Consider the following 19,058-nt stretch of genomic DNA (forward strand, 5'->3'; position numbering starts at 1 on the left):
CATAATACCAACGGTCGGGGCAATAAAACAACAGATCGGAGCCTATGATTACTTGAGTTCCAGCTCCAGCCTATGTTTACCAGCGTCCAATTGGACGACATCCCTACTGCTAATGCTAACATTATCCGGCGGATAAAATGTCGCCGTGGCATTTGCGGGTATTTGGATATCATAAACAATCTTTTTATCCTTTAACTTCCATTCGGAAACAATTTTACCGTAGGGTGAATCATAAGAAATAGAAGATTCTTTCAGTTCCTGGGGAAAGATGGGTTTTAAGAGCACATGTTTAAATCCAGGTTGTTTAGGATCTGGCAGAATCCCGCCGATAGATTTAAAAAACCAACCACCGATTTCGCCAAACATCATGTGGTTGTCTGAAATATCACGGGTTGCTTTTAAATCCCAGTTCTCCAACAATGTTGTTGCGCCATTTACAATCCACCATCCCCAAGACGGATAAGTATCTTGTACCGCAACCTTATAGGCTGTCGTTGCATAACCGTTATCTTTTAACGCATTCAATAATGCTTTTGCACCCAATACCCCTACATCTAAATGAAAGTTGGTCTCTTCCACTTTCTTATTCAGGCTGGCTGCAACCCGGGCTTTCATTTCGTCAGGTACCACACCCCAATAGAGTGGAACACTCAGTTCAGTCTGTGTTCCATTGCTATAAATACCCTTGGAAGCATCTAAAAATTTAGCGTTGATGGCCGTCTTAATTTTTCTGCTCAGCAGTTCATATTTTTGTTGATCTGCTGTGTATCCAAACAATTTAGCCGTAGCAGCCAAGATGGTCGCATCCACATAAAAATAAACCGAGGAGGTCAACTCCAGATTCGACTGTGACTTCACTGGCACCCAGTCTCCACGCCCAAAAGTTGTCAACCCAGATGGGCTGATTCCGTCGACATAATCCACATAGCGTTTGATATTAAGATAGCATTCTTCTAATGCACGTGGGTCTCCATAAAACTGATAGATCTGCCAGGGAATGATGGCAATGGTACTTGTCCAATCCAAACCATTCGCTGTACCATAACCCCATCCCCCAGTTGGAATAATATCGGGTAAGACACCGTTCTCCTGTTGCTCATCACGATGATCCGCCATCCATTTTTCATAAACTGTTATCCCGTCAAAATTGTACAAAGCTGTTTCAATCGCAAGGTGCCCATCCCCTGTCCAACCGTTCTTTTCGCGCTGCGGACAGTCTGTCGGATAGCCCATCAAATTGGACAAGTAGGCATTGTTGGTCGCTTCCCATAGTTTGTTGACCAACGCTGATGACGTCTTGAGCTGTCCAATAGCGGGCACATCACTATGCATAAAATAAGCGGTCACAGCCGAACTATCCAATGCAATTGCCGCACTACTACTAATTTCGACGTAACGAAATCCTTTGTAACCGAACTTTGCCATAAACTCATCATTACGACCGCTTAAGGTCAGAATGTCCGTTTGAAAGGGCTCCTTTTCCTTATCGCCCCGATAATAAACATCAATATTGGACAGGTCAAGACGCCCATCTGCCGACAATCGTTCACCGTGCTTGATACGTAGCATAGTCCCTGCAGCTCCTTTGACTTTAACTTTTGTAATCCCAGCCATATTCTGACCCATATCGAAAACATAAGTACGTTGGTCTATCTTTGTCACTGATTTGGGCTTATAGGACTTCACGAGCCGAATCGGTACCATCTGTTGGGAAACGATATGTGCAGATGGCGCATTTCTATACTGAACAGCCTGCCAAGTTGAATCATCATATTTAGGTTTGTCCCAGTTGGGTATTTCCAGTCTTGCATCATAATGCTCACCAGTGTAAATATTATTATAAGTAATTGGTCCCGAAGCTGTTTTCCACTGCTTATCTGAAACAATAGTTTCTACTGTACCATCTGTATAGACGATTTTCAGCTCTAAACAGAATGTTGGTCGGGCCCGCCACGGTGCTTTATCAAAGTTCCAAACCGCCAGTGGTTGGTGATTATACCAGCCATTCCCCAAAACAACGCCAATAGCGTTCTGTCCTTGTTGGAGCTGCTGGGTTACGTCCGTCACGACATATAATGTACGCCGGTCGAATCGAGTATACATTGGATCCAGGCGATGGTCTCCTACGCGTTGACCATTCATGGAAAGTTCATATAGCCCTGCTGTGGCAATATACGCGCGTGCAGACTTTATCGGCTTATTTATCTTAAATTCTGTTCTAAAATAAGGCGTTTCTCGCGCATGAATATCCTTATTGTCGCTAATCCATTTTCCCTTCCAAAGGTCCATTCCCATCATTCCAGTTTCGAACGATGCTATTTTAGAGCTCGTTGATATACCATCCTTATCCCATACTTTAACCTTCCAGAAATACGTGGTCTGTGGCTTTAACTGTGCGCCGTTATAGGGCACTAACATGGACGAGCTGAGCTGTTTGCCACTATCCCAGCTATTTTTCGTCTCCTTCAGTAGTGTCAGCGAATCTTGCCCTAAAAGGATCTGATAAGCCTGTTGTACCGCACCATTACGTTGGTCCTCAAGTCGCCAGCTAAGTCTCGGCTGGGTTGCATCGATACCCAATGGATTGACCAGATGTTCGCATGTCAACTGTACCGCGATGCAGTTGCTTTTAGGTTGGGCATAAGTGCTGTTCGTTATACACAACAGTATTGTCAATAAAATCCTACGCATGAAAAGATACTATTCTTGGTGGTTGTTAAATTGTTTTAGCTGATTTAAAAATCTAATATATCAAATATTTTCCACATGGTGACCTGTACTTTCCTGCACGATATACCTCAGGCAGCAAAATAAATTCTTGCAACTTTCATAAAAATAACCTTATATTAGTCGCAACTTTAGGGGTGTCTGCTCATGCAGGCTGAGATTTTACCCTTAGAACCTGATCCGGATCATACTGGCGTAGGGAAAAGTGAGCTGTCTACAAGGTGCATTGCTGCGCCTTTGTGTAGCCATTCCTAAAGTTTTACCAAAAAAAATTAAGGAATGGAACTTACAATAAACCATCAAATTCGATTTTTCGATCCCGCACTTACTTCACTAGAAGGCTTGTTACTTTTGGAATTATCTGGCAAAACCCAGGGCGTGGCTGTAGCCATCAACAACCAAGTCATCCCCAAAAAGGACTGGGGTACGACAACACTTAAACCTTATGATCAGATTATCTTAATCACTGCATCTCAAGGCGGCTAGCCTTTCAAAAAAAATCAACCGAGTAATTCACCACAATACAGAAAAAATGACAGCTGAAACAATTACGCAATCCCCCTTTCCAAATGCAAAGAAAATTTTTGTAGCCGGAAAACTATTTCCTATTCAAGTCGCTATGCGTCAAATCTCCTTGAGCCCAACCAAATTAACGAATGGACAGATCGAAATTAATCCGCCGGTAACAATCTATGATACTTCTGGGCCTTATACAGATGACACCATCCATATCGATATCCGCAAAGGACTCCCTCGCCTTCGCGAGCAGTGGATCTTGGATCGTCAGGATGTCATACAGTTGGCTGGCATCAGCTCTGAATATGGACAAAAACGACTTTCTGATCCAACGTTGGACGAACTCCGATTTGCCTATAGCCACAAACCGAAAGTAGCCTCCGCCGGCAAGAATGTCACCCAATTACATTATGCAAAGCAAGGCATCATTACCCCGGAAATGGAGTATGTTGCTATCCGGGAAAACCAACGTATTGAGCAGTTGGAAGCTAGTACCCCTGGAATGGATCGTCAGCATCGGGGGCAAAACTTTGGTGCGAGAACACATGATAAAGCTATTACACCAGAATTTGTCCGTGAAGAAATCGCCGCCGGAAGAGCGATCATACCCAATAATATTAATCACCCTGAAAGTGAACCCATGATTATCGGACGCAACTTTCTTGTTAAAATCAATGCCAATATTGGCAATAGTGCCGTAAGTTCAAGCATAGAGGAAGAAGTTGAGAAAGCGGTATGGGCCTGTCGTTGGGGGGCTGATACCATCATGGATCTATCCACTGGCAAAAATATTCACGAAACCCGCGAATGGATTATCCGTAATTCGCCAGTCCCAATCGGTACAGTACCGATCTATCAGGCGCTCGAAAAAGTAAAGGGGGTGGCCGAGGATCTTACCTGGGAAATATTCAAAGATACCTTGATTGAACAGGCCGAACAGGGTGTTTCGTACTTTACCATACACGCCGGCGTATTGCTTCGTTATATCCATCTCACGGCATCCCGAGTTACTGGAATTGTCTCCAGAGGCGGCTCTATCATGGCCAAATGGTGTCTTTTTCATCACAAAGAAAATTTTCTCTATACCCATTTTGAGGAAATATGCGAAATTATGAAACAATATGATGTGGCTTTTTCACTTGGCGATGGTCTACGCCCCGGAGCTATTGCAGATGCAAACGATGCAGCTCAATTTGCGGAGCTCGAAACCCTGGGCGAACTCACCAAAATCGCCTGGAAACATGATGTTCAGGTGATGATCGAAGGGCCAGGACATGTTCCTATGCAATTGATCAAAGAGAATATGGACAAGCAATTGGCCTGTTGTGACGAAGCGCCATTTTATACCTTAGGTCCATTAACAACAGATATTGCTCCAGGCTATGACCATATCACATCCGCCATTGGAGCGGCTATGATCGGTTGGTATGGCTGTGCAATGCTTTGCTATGTTACCCCCAAAGAACACCTGGGTCTACCAAATAAAAAAGATGTCAAAGATGGTGTAATCACCTATAAACTAGCTGCCCATGCGGCCGATTTAGCCAAAGGACACCCTGGTGCACAATATCGTGATAACGCCTTGAGTAAAGCCAGATTCGAATTCAGATGGGAAGATCAATTCAACCTTTCCCTTGATCCAGATACCGCACGGGAATATCATGACGAAACATTGCCGGCAGATGCGGCTAAAGTTGCGCACTTCTGCTCTATGTGCGGTCCCAAATTTTGCTCGATGAAAATAACGCAGGAAATCAGGGATAGTGCCGCCCAGGGGATGCTGGAAAAATCACAGGAATTCATCGCACAAGGAAAAGAGATCTATTCATGATTATTGCATTGACAGCAGCAGAAACAATCCGTTCTGAACAGGCGATTATAACAGGGTTGTTTAAAGAAGGTCTTGATATTCTGCATTTGCGTAAGTATCATTTTACAGACTTACAAATGTCGCGATATATAGAAACTATAGCTCCTATATACCGCGACAGATTGGTTCTACACTCACATGCGCATCTATCGGCTGAGCTTGGGATTGCACGAATCCACCTGAACGATAAAAGTAGACTGCATGAATCTGCAAATCAACTGGGGCCTACAACAATCTGTTCAACATCTGTGCATGATATTGATCAATTCAATAGCCTTGATGAACGTTGGGCCTATGCTTTTTTCAGTCCATTATTTCCGAGCATCTCAAAAGTGGGGTATGGAACGCATAATGCAAGACTAGGTCAACTCCCGTCACGCGCCAACTTTGCTGTTCGTCTCATCGGTCTTGGAGGGATAAACCAAGACAACTGTCTTATTCCGATGCAGCAAGGTGCAGATGGAATTGCCTTATATGGCACTTTATGGAAACATCGGGATCCTATTCAAAATTTTATTGCATGCAAACAAAAACTATGGAAAGACTCCAATATATCTCACAAGGTAAAACTTTAAGGGAACAAAAAAACAACATGCTGAAAGCGCTGGATGCTGGGGCCAAATGGATACAGATCCGATGGAAGGAAGCCGAGGAAAAAGATCTTTATACGCTCGCCGAAGAGATCAGGCAGGCTTGTTCCGAATTTGGTGCCAGCTGTATCATCAATGACCATCCTTCGCTTGCAGCAGCTGTAGACGCTGATGGGGTGCACTTGGGACTGGACGACTGCAGTGTAGCAGCTGCCCGGCACCTATTGGGTGCAGGAAAAATAATCGGCGGTACAGCCAATAGCTTTGCCAATGTAAAGCAAAGAATAAGTGAACATTGTGACTATATCGGGCTCGGGCCATTCAACTATACCACGACAAAACAAAAACTAAGTCCCCTACTGGGGATTGCAGGATATGAAAACATCATCCAACAAGTCCGCCGAGAAGGCCTACCCCCTATTCCAATATTCGCAATTGGCGGTATAAGCCAACTTGAAGATATCCAACATCTATTAGAAATTGGCGTCTACGGTGTAGCACTCTCGGGAATCGTAACCAAGACTCCAAACATTGTTTCATCCATCAATAAAATTTTACTATGAGCACCCTACATATAGCCGATCGCGTATTTGAATCCAGATTATTTCTCGGTACGGGCAAATTCGGTAATCTCACGGAAATGAGCGATGCCATTGTGGCTTCGGCTTCCCAATTGGTCACCGTCGCCCTCAAACGAATCGACCAGACCGGCTCAGACGACAGCCTCATCAGCGCGCTCGATCTGGCGGCAATCCATTTGCTTCCCAATACTTCGGGAGCACGAACAGCTGAAGAAGCAGTACTTGCGGCTCAACTTGCTCGCGAAGCACTGGAAACAAACTGGGTGAAATTGGAAATTCATCCCGACCCACGTTATCTGCTGCCCGATCCTATTGAAACCTTACGCGCAACCGAATCACTTGCTAAATTGGGTTTCGTCGTCATGCCCTATATTCACGCAGACCCGGTACTTTGTAAACGTTTAGAAAATGCAGGCACAGCTGTCGTTATGCCTTTAGGTGCCCCTATTGGAAGCAATAAAGGGCTGCGTACCTTGGACTTTCTCGAAATTATTATTGAGGAAAGTAATGTCCCAGTGGTCGTAGACGCTGGAATCGGAGCGCCTTCCGATGCCGCTAAAGCCATGGAAATCGGAGCTGATGCGGTGCTTGTCAATACGGCAATTGCAGTCTCTAATAATCCGATACGTATGGCCGAAGCTTTCAGAGAGGCCGTTATCGCTGGACGGAAAGCTTATGAGGCCGGATTGGGAAAGATAGGCTCCCACGCAATCGCTTCGAGCCCCCTAACTTCATTTTTATTTGATTGATAATTCACTATGACAGATTTCAAAATGATACGCGATGAATACTCCTGGGATAAGGTCCATGCACAGATTTATGACGCTACTGATCAGGACGTACAACATGCGTTAGAAAAAGACCATTTAACGCTCTCTGACTTTAGAGCGCTCATCTCACCGGCTGCAGCACCATATCTGGAGCAAATGGCACAAAAAACCCAACAAATCACGCAACGTCGTTTCGGTAAAACCATACAGCTCTATGCCCCGCTTTACCTGAGCAATGAGTGCCAAAACATCTGTACATATTGCGGTTTTAGCATGGACAATAAAATCAAACGCAAAACACTGAGCAACACCGAACTATTACTGGAAGCAATGGCACTTAAAGCCATGGGAATCAATCATATCTTACTGGTCAGCGGAGAAGCCAACAAAACTGTCGAGATCACTTATTTCCTAAATGCTATTCGGCTTTTAAAACCTCATTTTTCACAGATATCCATTGAAGTACAGCCATTGGAAGAATCCGAGTACCGATTACTGCAGGCAGCCGGAGTCTATGCAATATTAGTCTATCAGGAAACCTACCATCGCGAAGTTTACAAACTATATCATCCGAAAGGAAAAAAGTCCAATTTTGACTATCGTTTGGATACGCCTGACCGTATAGGCCGGGCGGGAATCCATAAAATCGGATTGGGCGTATTACTTGGGCTGGAGGACTGGCGGGTGGACAGCTTTTTCACCGCGGCACACATCGCCTATTTACAAAAACAATATTGGCAAACACGCTATTCGATTTCCTTTCCACGCCTGCGACCAGCCGCAGGTTCTGTTGAGCCAAATTTTCATTTGGCAGACCGCGATCTACTGCAGTTGATCTGTGCATACCGCCTGTGGAATGAAAATTTAGAAATCTCCATTTCCACCCGAGAGAACGAAACCTTCAGGGATCATATCATACCTATTGGCGTAACGACCATGAGTGCCGCTTCAAAGACCAATCCGGGAGGCTATGTTGTTGATCCGCAAGCTTTGGAACAATTTGAAGTAAGTGATGAAAGAGATATGGAAACAATAAAAAATCAAATCAGAAAGATGGGCTATTCTCCAGTGATGAAAGACTGGGAGAGCAATTATGCCGGTATAGTACGTTAAATACATGAAAAATAACATTTTTGATCGCTATAGCAGACAGATTTTTATTGAAGAGATCGGCGTTGCCGGACAACGGAAGATTATGGATGCCAAGGTATTGGTCGTCGGTGCAGGGGGACTCGGGAGCCCTGTCGTTCAATATTTAGCCGCAGCTGGTATAGGCAAACTTGGCCTGGTTGATTTTGACAGGGTTGAAATCCACAATCTAAATAGACAGATCATTCATTCCGAAGATAATATACACCAGGCAAAAACAGAAAGTGCCACAGCCTATATACGGCAACACAATAGTACAATTGATTTTGAGCCCTTTCAGGTAAAAATAGATGCAGACAACGCGCTAGCATTGCTCGCTCCCTATCATATCATTGTCGATTGCTGTGATAACTTTACAACACGCTACCTGCTTAATCATACGTGCCTACAACTCGATAAACCTTTGGTGTACGGTAGCATCTATGGTTTTGAAGGACAGCTGGCTGTCTTTAACTATCAGGGTAGTAAAAACCTATTGGATATCTTTCCAACGCCCCCCGATCCGGAACAGGTTCCAAATTGCGATAAAAATGGGGTGCTGGGTCCTTTACCCGGTATTATCGGCAGTATGATGGCCATGCAGGTGCTTAAAATAATAACCGGATTACCCGTAGACAGCAACCAGTTAACGGTTGTTGACACATTCCATTGGCGTTTTTCGAAACTCTCCTTCTAAGGATTATTTCGGAAGGCGTTCCGCAAAAAGAGATAGAACGCTTTAAAAGAGCTCAAAAATTTATTTTAAAACAAAAGCAGACAAACAAAATTTGCTAATTTTAGTTTATATATTAGCAAGCTTAAATGTCAACTTTACGATCTAGAATGAAAAAAGTAATTTATCCATTACTCTCCCTCTCTTTATTACCCTTATTTTCAATTGCGCAAGAGACGAAACTCACTGCTGATGATCTCTTTGTAAAAGCGCGAAAGGTAGCCTTTGATTCAAAAGATTATCCGCAAGCCATTCAATTATCCAAACAGGCGCTACTTCAAGCACCGGATTACTCGGATATCAGTATCTTTCTCGGACGGCTTTATACCTGGTCGGACAAAATTGATTCGGCAAGAACCATCTTCACAGAACTGGACAAAAAGAATACAAGTGATGAAGATTTCTTTTTAGCATATGCCTCATTGGAATATTGGAATGATCAGACTGACAAAGCTATTGCAATTACAGACAAAGGGCTTAGCCTACATCCGCAGTCGCAGGATCTACTTCTGTTAAAAGGTAAAATTAGTTATGGCAACGATCATTATGAAGCTGCCGAAAAGGCAATTCATAGTTTATTGGCAATTAATCCTAAAAACACAGAAGCTCGAGCACTGGCAAAAAGTATTGAAGAATATACGGCTAAAAACGCAATCGGTCTGACCTACAACTTCGTCTATTTTGACAAACAGTTTGATCATAATTGGCACATTGTCGGCTTAAGTTATAAGCGGGCAACCCCCATAGGATCAGTTATTTTCAGGACCAACTATGCAAATAAATTTGCAGAAAATGGCGTACAATTCGAGATGGAGGCTTATCCTCGTCTTTCAAAGATATTTTACCTCTACGTGGGTGCTGGATACTCCAATAATGTGGGGATTTTTGCGAAATATAGAACTGGCGTGTCTCTCTATGCCAATCTTCCGAACAGCTTTGAGGGAGAGATCGGATATCGTCAGCTTTATTTTAGTGACAACATCTGGATGTACACGGCTTCAGTCGGAAAATATTACCAAAACTTTTGGTTCAATCTGAGGACTTATCTTACACCGGGCGAAAAGAATATTTCCCAATCCTATACCGGAACAGTCCGCTATTATACAAAAGGAGCAAACGATTACTTCGGATTTAGTGCCGGAACGGGTCTGAGCCCCGAAGAAAACCGAAATAATCTATTGGACAACGCTTCCTATAAATTAAAGACATTCAAAGTAGGTGCCGAGTATAACTTCTCGGTGAAACAAAGTAACCTATTTTCAATTTCGGGCACCTATTATAACCAAGAATTCAGGCCAAAAGAGAAAGGAAATCAATTGGACATCATCCTTGGTTATATTCGAAAATTCTAGTTCTTCTTTGTTCTATTAAAGTAATTTGTATACACACTGTCTGGAAGAAGTCGCTTCTGGGTATAAAAGAGTTTGTTCTTGCGCTTAAATAATTCAAAGCGCTTGGACAATTCTTCTTTCGCATTATCCGCGGTGGCATCTTCATTGAGTATTCCATCCAGTTTATACAGTTGTCCATCGGAAAGATGGTAACTGCCTTTTACAAAATCAATCAATTGATTTTTACTCTGCATCATGGCAATGCCATCTCCCTGAGCTGAAGTGCCCTTGTCAAGGCCCTGACCGATCCAGGTAACTTGTGTAGGAGTTTTCATACCAAAATTCTCGCGATAGTAGGCCAATATGGAAGGCGCGACATCAAAATGGCTAACAAAATTATGAAAAGTCTTTGGCCCTTTCAAAAGTGGTGAATAAATCAACAGTGGAACATGATAACGATCGATTTTGCTTTGCAAGGGTATCTCAGGCATCGCGTGGTCCCCAGTTATGACAAAAATAGTATTTGCAAAATCTGGTCTCTTTTTATATTCATTAAAGAACTGCTCCATCGCATCATCTAGATTCAGCACCGAAACAAGCTGGGTACGGTTTTCCAAAGCCCACTTTTTTTGTTCGGGTGTAAGGTTCAATGTTGCGATACGTTGATCAAATAGTTGCTCATAATGAGCCGCATTATTAATCAAAAACGGATTATGGGTTGATAGTGTCAAAAGAACATGGAAATAAGGGTGTTCCTGTACCTTCTGTACTTCAAGAAGTTTGCTAAAGACAGCTTGATCTTCATATCCCCAGCTCTCCCCACCCTTTTCGGGTAATTTTTTATAAGGAGGTCCGAATGCGGCTTGGTCCATGAGCATATCTATTTTATTATAATCCATGAACTTTTTCATGAAATCAAAATTAGAATGACCGCCATAGAAAAACCCAGTATTGAATCCATTACTCTTCAGAATATTAAATAGATTAAAGTTGTCAGGCAAGGTGTCTTGTTCCAGGAATCCATGTGTTGCAAAAGGCAACGAACCTGTTATGGTCGGCAAAACGGAAAATGTCCGACCCGAGGAACTCATATTATTATCCCAATACAAAGACTGTTGCTTCAATGTACCTATAAAAGGTGTAAAGTTGCCAATATAGCCATTTTCAGCACTATAGGCATGTCCTAAACCCTCGATAACAAGAATGACCAAATTGGGTACTTTCGCCGTTTTCTGCATGTATGCCCCTAGGAAATCTTTAGTATCCTCTTTTTTCAAAAAGGGAAATTTAGTATCTACCACTTTTGCATCATCGTCGTCTTTATTGAACATAGCGAGCATCCCAGGGTGCTCATCCACGTAATTAGTGAAATTGGAATCGAAAAAATAACGCCACTTACTCCGGCTTGCATTGGCGACGAATTCATCTTTTTCGGAGCTCCCCCCCAAAAGCGAAGCCGAGGAGACAAAAAACGATATGATCCCCAAAGATAACAGTGCAATACTCGCATAAGCCTTTTTGAATGTCTGTTTATTAGCTACCCAAAGGGGAACCCAAGAAATTACGATCAATAATAAAAGTAAAGCAATATTGGTAAAACTCAACATACCACTGGCCTCCAAAATTTGCTTCATCTCTTCCGAACTATAATAGAACATATCAGCCCCAAGCAAATTTCTCGATTCGCCAAAATACAAAAACAAGATGAATTGCATAACGACAATAAACGAGAACGATATGACCATAAGAAGTCTTGCCCAAAAACTGCTGATGAACTGAAGCAATAAATAGCCGATTCCCAAACAGGCCAAGGATTGAAAGATAAACAAGATGTTATCCAAAAACAGGTATTTCCCGGCATGTGACTCCGAAAGCTGAGAAAATCGACGACCGTACCACCACCACTCGACACCAACAGATAACATATACAAGGCAAAGACAACCAACATAACAGGTCCTAAGCTCTGTAACGACAGAGTTAATCGCTGACCAAGGTATTTCCAAACCGACTCATTGGCATCTTTTTGTTGAAAGCCTTGCCGTGTCATTTCTCCCCAGCCATGCTGCTTACGAAAGTAATCAACAACCCCCTGTACCCCAGCTTTAACAACAATGGGATGAAAGTATAAAGGTTCTAGTATCGCGGTAGTTATCAGGGTGGAAAGATCTCGTTTCTTCGAATAGACCTGATGGCTAACAAGATCAACCAAGATGGCATAGATCGAATACAAAATTCCGGAAGCAATCACCAGTGCAAATAGTGCAACGAAAAATGGCCAATTGATTATTCCTAGAATAAAAAAGATTAGAAAAACAATATAGCCCGTAAATTCGACAATGGGTCCCAAGAATTCAAAGAAAAACCAATAAGGCATACTGAGCATACCAAAACGGCCATATTTGGGATTGAACATGAGTTTTCGATGTTTCCATAAGGTTTCCATCGTGCCCCGCATCCAACGATTGCGCTGCTTACGCAGTACTTCTTTTGACTCGGGTACTTCCGTCCAGCACAATGGATCAGGAATGTTGACCACCTCGTAGGCTTGCTTTTGCTCCTCCATATAGCGGCGCATACGAACAACGAGTTCCATGTCTTCTCCCACCGTATTTCGGTCATAGCCCCCGCACGCTAATACAATCTCCCGGTCAAAAGCGCCAAATGCCCCGGAAATAAGAATTAATCCAGAAGCCCTGGACCAAGCCATACGGCCTAAAATAAAAGCGCGGATATACTCCAAAGCCTGCGTACGTCCCAACCATGATTTTGGTAGATTAACGTCGACCACCGAACCGTTCACGACATTACAGTTATTAGCCAAACGTATAACTCCGCCACAGGCTATAACGCGTTTGTCGGTCTGCTCCAAAAATGGCTTTGCTAATTTTAGAATAGCATCCTGTTCCAAAATGCAGTCCACATCAATACAGACGATATAATCTCCCGAAGAAATATTAACGCCGACATTGAGCGCATCAGCCTTACCGCCGTTTTCCTTGTCAACAACAATCAGCTTCTTAAAAGCTGGATTTTTGCTCTTATAGATCCCCCTTATATCCTTGGTCTCAATAGTTCCCTGAACAAAAAAGGACGTTGGTTCAAGTTCATAAGAAGCTATCAATTTCAAAATTGAGTCGTCTTTACTACCATCATTAACGATAATAATTTCCAGATTATGATAATACAGCGACAATAATGAACGTACGTTTTCAACGATGGTCATCCCTTCGTTGTATGCTGGCGCAATCAGACTGAATGTTGGCGCGTTGGGGTTGGTGGCAATAATACTATAATCCGTAAATGTATTATTGTGTTTGTAACGAAACACCGCTCCATAAGCGTATAGCCCTATCCAAGTATAGATAATGAATACTGCTGCCGAATAAAGCAAAAATAACCAAACTATAATTTCGTATACGATATGGGAAAACTCTAACATTTTTTCTCTTGCAAAGCGTGTTTAATAATTTGTGTAAGTTCGTCGTATGTATCTTCACGTTGTGAAATCTCGCGCAAATACTGTTCTTCGCCCAGTACAACGAGTACTTCTGCGGCAGAAATTTTAATCGACACTTGGTTATGATTCCACAGTTGATCCTTTAGAAAATACTCACTTTCTCTACTTTTGGCAATCTTCATTGCTTTAAGGATTTCGATCTGAACTTCTATTGGTTGCAGATCAAAATTTTGCATAAATTGCTGAATTGTCCCACTGTTCTCAATAGCCTGCAACGTTCGTATGGCTTGTACACGAACCTTCGTAGATGGATGATCCAATAGGCTAAAAACTTCGGTATAAAAAGTCATCAATCTAAATTTTCGGATCAAACGCAATGTAAATACGACGACAGAATCATTTGAACTCTTAAGCCAGGTATCCACATGTAACTCCGAAAGCTCGGGTATTTCATGAATAGAAAACAATAAACGCAATTGTTGCCAGTCAGATAAGGGACGATCGAAATGGTCCAAAAAACCAAGTCCCTCATATCCCTTAAAACTTACGATCGCATATTGTGCTTCTTGATATACCGCAGTACGGGGATCATTAAGCTTGGCTGTTATCTCAGGGATTGCCGGTTCAACATTCATCGCGGCAAGCTCTTGAACCCCACCCGCAACCAGATAAGCTTTTCTATGCCGAAGCTTTCGCCAAGCCTCATCCTCCAATTTAAAATCATGAAACAACCTATTGATCGATTGTTTCGCTCCACCAGAAAATTTTCGATCCGAGTCAACTAATACATCCAAAAAAAGAGCCCGAAAAGAAGGTTCCTTCAGGTATTTCGCAAACTCCAGGTCTCGATCGCCATTCTCATCGCCACCTACTATAGTTTCCATAATTTTGTACTCGATGATCTGTCGCCAAGATTGCCTATTATGAAGGATTCTATAGCTATAAAAGCTGTATCCCAGTACTGTGATAATCAATAATAGTACTAAAATCAATACGATAACAATCGCCAGAATAAGCTTATGTAGCTCGATATGGTGGTGCATAATTTTATTTATTTATCAGGCGTTTTATCCTAAGAATCAGTTCGTTTGGACTAAATGGCTTAACCATAAAATCAGATGCGCCTAAATCAAATGCATCCACCACGACCTCCTCTTGGCCCATACTCGATAATACAATAACCGGGATTTTCTTTCCGATACTCTTTATTGCCGAAAGAATTTCAATACCAGAAGCAAAGGGCATCATAATATCCGTTACAACTAAATCCAAATTCAGTTCATTAATTTTCTCGATGGCTTCACGGCCATTTCTGGTCAGCACCACTTCGTGTCCTTCTTTCACTAATTTGTGTTCAACAGTACGTAGTATCAATTCGTCGTCTTCCGCTATTAAAATCAACATATCATTATTTATTTAAGATTTTTGCAATTAATTCCAATCCGATATCCATTTCTTGTTCGATTGCCACAAAAGCGATCGCAAGGTCTGTTTCAATCGTTGGGCTGATCTCAAGGTCCTTGGTCATTTGAGCCAATTTAATAAGTCCGGCTGTCGATGAAGTTCCCCGCAACTTATGAAGGAGTTCTTTGATGCGTACAATATCGTTTGTATCAATGGCCTCCTTTAACTGCTTTCTAGACCCCTTTATTTCCCGGACGACCAAATCCAGAAAAAAGGTTAAAAATGCGGGATCATCGCCAGCCTGTTCTTCCAGCCGTCGCATATCCAGATGCTCGTCCAAATCTTCCAGATCCGAGGCTTCGGCAGCACTGGGTTTAACCGATAACATGGCTTTTTCCAAGGCCTTGAATAAATCCTGTTGACGAATAGGTTTAGCTAGAAAGTCTGACATTCCCGCTTCCAGACAGCGTTCCTTTTCGCCTGAAATATTACCGGCAGTAACACCGATAATAGGTGTCTCAGCATAGGATGACATTTGCCGGATCTGTTTGGTTGCTTCAATACCATCGACCTCGGGCATCTGAACATCCATCAAAATAAAATCAAATTGTTTCTCTTTGCAAGCACGAATGGCTTGGGCTCCGTCAGAAACTTCGGTTAACTGGGCGCCAGGCATGATACTAGCCATCATGCGTAAATTAAGCGCCATATTAACGGCATTGTCGTCTGCCAGGAGCACCTGAACGTCTTGACCGTACGAATCTGATGATAACGATAAGTTTGCATTCGCCTTTACTTGCACAGCATCTTCCCTATTTTGTTGTATCGCCCTTCTTAAAGTCGAATACAGTTCTTCAGATTTAATCGGCTTAAGTAGACAGAATGACCGCTCCTCCTGTCTAAATGCAGAAATCACCTCATGCTCTTCCGAGGAAGTATGTAATACAATCAATGGAATGCCTTCTTCTTGTTTTCTAAAGAGTTCCTTAATCTTTTCTATCGTTTCCAGACCCGATAAGATAGGCATATGATAGTCCATTAAAATCACATCGAATCGTTCACCTTTCATCAGCAACTGTAAGGCTTCCATACCGTTTTCTGCGAGGACAGACTCAACGTTTTTATAGGCCAACATATGTTGAAGGATAATCCGATTATTAGCATTGTCATCGACAACGAGGACACGATTTAACGGTAAGTCTGTATCTTCCTCCTCCATTTCTTCGCATCGGACCTCGATATCAAAATAGAACGTCGATCCGACGCCCAGTTCGCTTTCCAGATTCAATTTACTACCCATGTATTTCAGGAGGTTATTGGAGATTGTCAAGCCTAGTCCCGTGCCGCCGTATCGTTTACTGACGGAGCTATCTTCTTGTGTAAAGGCATCAAAGATGCGTTGTTGTTTCTCTGGTGGAATTCCTATCCCCGTATCTCTAACCGAAAAACGTAAGGTCAATTTATCCTCATCGTTGCGAAGTTTACTGATCTTAAATTCAATCTCACCTTTTTCCGTAAACTTAACGGCGTTACCTAATAGATTCACCAATACTTGCTTAATACGTGCCTCATCAATCCAAACAAAAGCCGGCAGCCCCTGTTCAATGTTCAAAAGCAGTTCGACTTCTTTGCGTTGTGCTTGATAGAGAACAACATTAATAACCTGATTCGCTACATCATATACATTATACTTATCGACAAATAATTCAAGCTTACCGGATTCGATTTTTGAAAAGTCTAAAATATCATTAATAATATTGAGTAAGCTATTTCCAGATTCATTGATATAGCCTAAGTATTGTAACTGTGTGTCATTTAATGGTGTTTTTAATAACAAATCGGAGAATCCAATCACACCGTTCAATGGCGTTCGAATTTCGTGACTCATATTGGCGAGGAATTCGGACTTTGCCTTACTCGCCAGATCGGCCAACTCTTTCGCTAATTTTAATTCATCATTTATTTTAACCGATTCAGTGATATTTTGTGTAAAAATAATGATACCACCTATACTTCCATCAGCGAGATGCCACGGTCTTACTTCCCAATTGAAATGTTGTGCTTCGGCAAGTCCACCAGCCTGTATGACTTCATCCGTATTCTTATACGGTATTCCCTCCAGCGCATCAAGGTAGATTTTTTTTCTATTTTCCGGTATATTTGGAAACAATTGAAAAAAGTTACTATTTGGCGGCAAACTTACTCCTTCGTGAAAATCTTCCAACCATTGATTACTCACCGAAATATAGTTAAAGTCTCGGTCAAACATAGCAACCGAAGCAGGAACATAATCCACAAAAGCCCGTAACATAGATTCTTTGCGTTCCAGTTCCAAGAATAGCGATTTACTTTTATCAATATCCTGAATAATTCCAAAAACACGTTTACACACATCATTTTCAAATTCGGGAATACCTTTTACCCGCACCCAAATTGATTCACCATCTTGTTTTAATAGACGCAATTCGGTATCATAGGGTGTTCTTGTTTTAACGGCGTTTTCAAAAGTTCCACGCAAAATAACCTGGCTTTCCGGCTCATAAAATCCGATTGCATGTTCAAAATCAGGTGTAAAATCAGGATCCACACCATGAATTAACTTCGTGGAGTCGGACCAATAGACCTTGTTTTCAGCTAAATTGACCTCCCATCCGCCTACCTGAGCGACAGCATTGGTCTGCTCCAGGATTTGTTTGGTATGCAAAAGATCATTTTCAAGGCGCAGTCGATCCGTCATATTCAAGGCCGTACTGACAACATAAGATCGTCCATTTTCATCCGTTTCCAACATATTATGGTATAGCCAAGAAATGTCTTCACCATCTTTTGTTTGAAGAACCATCATTCCCGAGTCCTCTTTGTTGCTTGCAATACGTTTGAGATAGTCTTCAACAAGACCGACATGATGAGACGGCACCAATTTCTTGAGGTTAAGTCCTTTTACCTCTTCTTTGGCATACCGCAATATCTCCCTTCCTTTTTCATTAACGGATAGAATATTACCGTCCAAGTCATGCATGCTCATCAAACCGATCGCATTTTCAAAAAAGCTACGGAATCTACGTTCAGAATTCTCCAACTTGAGTTTTTCTTCGCGCTCTTTTGTTACGTTTCTGCCAAAAGCCAGAATATCATGATTTATTGGATCATATTTGAAATGCCATTCAATTTCAACAACTTGGCCATTCTCTATTTTAGTCCTACTCGTTGATTGAACGCCGTATTTGGTTTCCTCAACCCGACCTAAGTCCGACACTAATTCCCTTTCAGTATCTCCCAATAAGGTAAAAATAGATTTGCCTAAACTATTCGACCTGGACAATCCCAGGACTTTACTAAATGCGGGGTTAACTTCTTTTACCTTGCGCGCCTCATCCAATACACAAATAATATTGTTCGTCAAGTGAAAAATTTCGGAGAAATAACCAGCCTGAACTTTTCGTTTTTTTCCCAATAATATTTTGGTTACTGCCTTGCCCAGCTCCTCCAACGAGTCTTTTTGTTTATCCGAAAGCGTTTTCGGGTGGAAATCAATGACACAGATCGTTCCAAGCGCATCGCCATCATCATCCAGGAGCGGAACGCCGGCATAAAAACGGATATTTCCCTCGCGAATCAATGGATTGGAAGATGAGCGTGGGTCTTCAAAAGTATCTTCAATGACGAGGACCTCCTTACTCATTATGGTGTATTGACAGACTGTATTCTTCCTGTCAACGGTATCCAGCTCCATACCAACGCAACTTTGAATACGTTGTGTGTCTTGCTCCATCATGGCAATTAGCGCTGCGGGACAATCTGTAATCAGACAGGCCGCCTGCGCAAAAACATCCAGCTCAGGGTCTTTCCCGAGTCCCATTAACTCATAGGACTTTAATTTTTCTATCCTTCTTAACTCATTTTCAGGAAAAACATTATTTGCCATTCACTTCTACTATTTAGATCTGGTT

At 42.3% G+C, this 19,058-nt stretch carries 13 protein-coding genes and 1 riboswitch; of the genes, 8 read left to right on the forward strand and 5 right to left on the reverse strand.

Annotated features, from left to right (window positions below; all coding sequences use genetic code 11):
• Window positions 1-48: 48 nt before the first annotated feature.
• Window positions 49-2,691: an alpha-L-rhamnosidase gene (locus tag B3E92_RS10220; protein ID WP_286896588.1), complete on the reverse strand. Its 2,643-nt coding sequence runs from the start codon at window positions 2,689-2,691 to the stop codon at window positions 49-51.
• Window positions 2,692-2,850: 159 nt separating this feature from the next.
• Window positions 2,851-2,946: riboswitch (TPP riboswitch) on the forward strand.
• Window positions 2,947-3,006: 60 nt separating this feature from the next.
• Between B3E92_RS10220 and thiS the strand changes: the two genes are divergently transcribed.
• The 8 genes from thiS to B3E92_RS10260 all read left to right on the forward strand — a co-directional run bounded on the left by thiS (window position 3,007) and on the right by B3E92_RS10260 (window position 10,267).
• Window positions 3,007-3,213 (forward strand): sulfur carrier protein ThiS, encoded by a 207-nt coding sequence (gene thiS / locus B3E92_RS10225; protein ID WP_112376243.1) that lies wholly within the window; start codon window positions 3,007-3,009, stop codon window positions 3,211-3,213.
• Window positions 3,214-3,259: 46 nt separating this feature from the next.
• Window positions 3,260-5,074 carry a phosphomethylpyrimidine synthase ThiC gene (gene thiC, locus B3E92_RS10230; protein WP_286896591.1) on the forward strand — a complete coding sequence of 605 codons (1,815 nt, stop codon included), beginning with the start codon at window positions 3,260-3,262 and terminating at the stop codon, window positions 5,072-5,074.
• Window positions 5,071-5,688 (forward strand): thiamine phosphate synthase, encoded by a 618-nt coding sequence (locus B3E92_RS10235; protein WP_286896595.1) that lies wholly within the window; start codon window positions 5,071-5,073, stop codon window positions 5,686-5,688. Before thiC ends, B3E92_RS10235 begins: the two co-directional genes overlap by 4 nt.
• Window positions 5,634-6,266, forward strand: a complete 633-nt coding sequence (gene thiE, locus B3E92_RS10240) for a thiamine phosphate synthase (RefSeq protein ID WP_286896597.1) — start codon at window positions 5,634-5,636, stop codon at window positions 6,264-6,266. Before B3E92_RS10235 ends, thiE begins: the two co-directional genes overlap by 55 nt.
• Window positions 6,263-7,033 carry a thiazole synthase gene (locus B3E92_RS10245; protein ID WP_286896598.1) on the forward strand — a complete coding sequence of 257 codons (771 nt, stop codon included), beginning with the start codon at window positions 6,263-6,265 and terminating at the stop codon, window positions 7,031-7,033. The genes thiE and B3E92_RS10245 overlap by 4 nt, the downstream gene beginning before the upstream one ends.
• Before the next feature lie 9 nt (window positions 7,034-7,042).
• Window positions 7,043-8,167 carry a 2-iminoacetate synthase ThiH gene (gene thiH / locus B3E92_RS10250; RefSeq protein ID WP_115049264.1) on the forward strand — a complete coding sequence of 375 codons (1,125 nt, stop codon included), beginning with the start codon at window positions 7,043-7,045 and terminating at the stop codon, window positions 8,165-8,167.
• Between the two features lie 4 nt (window positions 8,168-8,171).
• Window positions 8,172-8,879: a HesA/MoeB/ThiF family protein gene (locus B3E92_RS10255; protein WP_046672955.1), complete on the forward strand. Its 708-nt coding sequence runs from the start codon at window positions 8,172-8,174 to the stop codon at window positions 8,877-8,879.
• A gap of 146 nt (window positions 8,880-9,025) precedes the next feature.
• Entirely contained in the window at window positions 9,026-10,267 is a 1,242-nt protein-coding gene (locus tag B3E92_RS10260) for a YaiO family outer membrane beta-barrel protein (RefSeq protein ID WP_083296141.1), read from the forward strand.
• Here B3E92_RS10260 and B3E92_RS10265 read toward each other — a convergent pair.
• From B3E92_RS10265 to B3E92_RS10280, 4 genes are all read right to left on the reverse strand, one after another.
• Complete coding sequence (locus B3E92_RS10265; protein ID WP_115049267.1) at window positions 10,264-13,686, reverse strand: sulfatase-like hydrolase/transferase; 3,423 nt, start codon at window positions 13,684-13,686, stop codon at window positions 10,264-10,266. The two genes, B3E92_RS10260 and B3E92_RS10265, sit on opposite strands and share 4 nt — an antisense overlap.
• Entirely contained in the window at window positions 13,680-14,588 is a 909-nt protein-coding gene (locus tag B3E92_RS10270; protein ID WP_286896602.1) for a hypothetical protein, read from the reverse strand. The genes B3E92_RS10265 and B3E92_RS10270 overlap by 7 nt, the downstream gene beginning before the upstream one ends.
• A gap of 163 nt (window positions 14,589-14,751) precedes the next feature.
• The gene (locus B3E92_RS10275) at window positions 14,752-15,108 is read right to left on the reverse strand and encodes a response regulator transcription factor (protein WP_070570518.1); all 357 of its coding nucleotides are present in this window, start codon (window positions 15,106-15,108) and stop codon (window positions 14,752-14,754) included.
• A gap of 4 nt (window positions 15,109-15,112) precedes the next feature.
• Window positions 15,113-19,033, reverse strand: coding sequence for a response regulator (locus B3E92_RS10280; protein WP_286896603.1), 3,921 nt, complete (start codon window positions 19,031-19,033; stop codon window positions 15,113-15,115).
• Window positions 19,034-19,058 lie beyond the last annotated feature (25 nt).

Source organism: Sphingobacterium sp. UBA6317 (assembly GCF_002440385.1).
Lineage (GTDB): Bacteria > Bacteroidota > Bacteroidia > Sphingobacteriales > Sphingobacteriaceae > Sphingobacterium > Sphingobacterium multivorum.

What these genes read in the sequence shown, in the direction of transcription:
- B3E92_RS10220 (WP_286896588.1), bottom strand. Translation starts at nt 2,691, where the DNA reads ATGCGTAGGATTTTATTGACAATACTGTTGTGTATAACGAACAGCACT.
- thiS (WP_112376243.1), top strand. Translation starts at nt 3,007, where the DNA reads ATGGAACTTACAATAAACCATCAAATTCGATTTTTCGATCCCGCACTT.
- thiC (WP_286896591.1), top strand. Translation starts at nt 3,260, where the DNA reads ATGACAGCTGAAACAATTACGCAATCCCCCTTTCCAAATGCAAAGAAA.
- B3E92_RS10235 (WP_286896595.1), top strand. Translation starts at nt 5,071, where the DNA reads ATGATTATTGCATTGACAGCAGCAGAAACAATCCGTTCTGAACAGGCG.
- thiE (WP_286896597.1), top strand. Translation starts at nt 5,634, where the DNA reads ATGCAAACAAAAACTATGGAAAGACTCCAATATATCTCACAAGGTAAA.
- B3E92_RS10245 (WP_286896598.1), top strand. Translation starts at nt 6,263, where the DNA reads ATGAGCACCCTACATATAGCCGATCGCGTATTTGAATCCAGATTATTT.
- thiH (WP_115049264.1), top strand. Translation starts at nt 7,043, where the DNA reads ATGACAGATTTCAAAATGATACGCGATGAATACTCCTGGGATAAGGTC.
- B3E92_RS10255 (WP_046672955.1), top strand. Translation starts at nt 8,172, where the DNA reads ATGAAAAATAACATTTTTGATCGCTATAGCAGACAGATTTTTATTGAA.
- B3E92_RS10260 (WP_083296141.1), top strand. Translation starts at nt 9,026, where the DNA reads ATGAAAAAAGTAATTTATCCATTACTCTCCCTCTCTTTATTACCCTTA.
- B3E92_RS10265 (WP_115049267.1), bottom strand. Translation starts at nt 13,686, where the DNA reads ATGTTAGAGTTTTCCCATATCGTATACGAAATTATAGTTTGGTTATTT.
- B3E92_RS10270 (WP_286896602.1), bottom strand. Translation starts at nt 14,588, where the DNA reads ATGGAAACTATAGTAGGTGGCGATGAGAATGGCGATCGAGACCTGGAG.
- B3E92_RS10275 (WP_070570518.1), bottom strand. Translation starts at nt 15,108, where the DNA reads ATGTTGATTTTAATAGCGGAAGACGACGAATTGATACTACGTACTGTT.
- B3E92_RS10280 (WP_286896603.1), bottom strand. Translation starts at nt 19,033, where the DNA reads ATGGCAAATAATGTTTTTCCTGAAAATGAGTTAAGAAGGATAGAAAAA.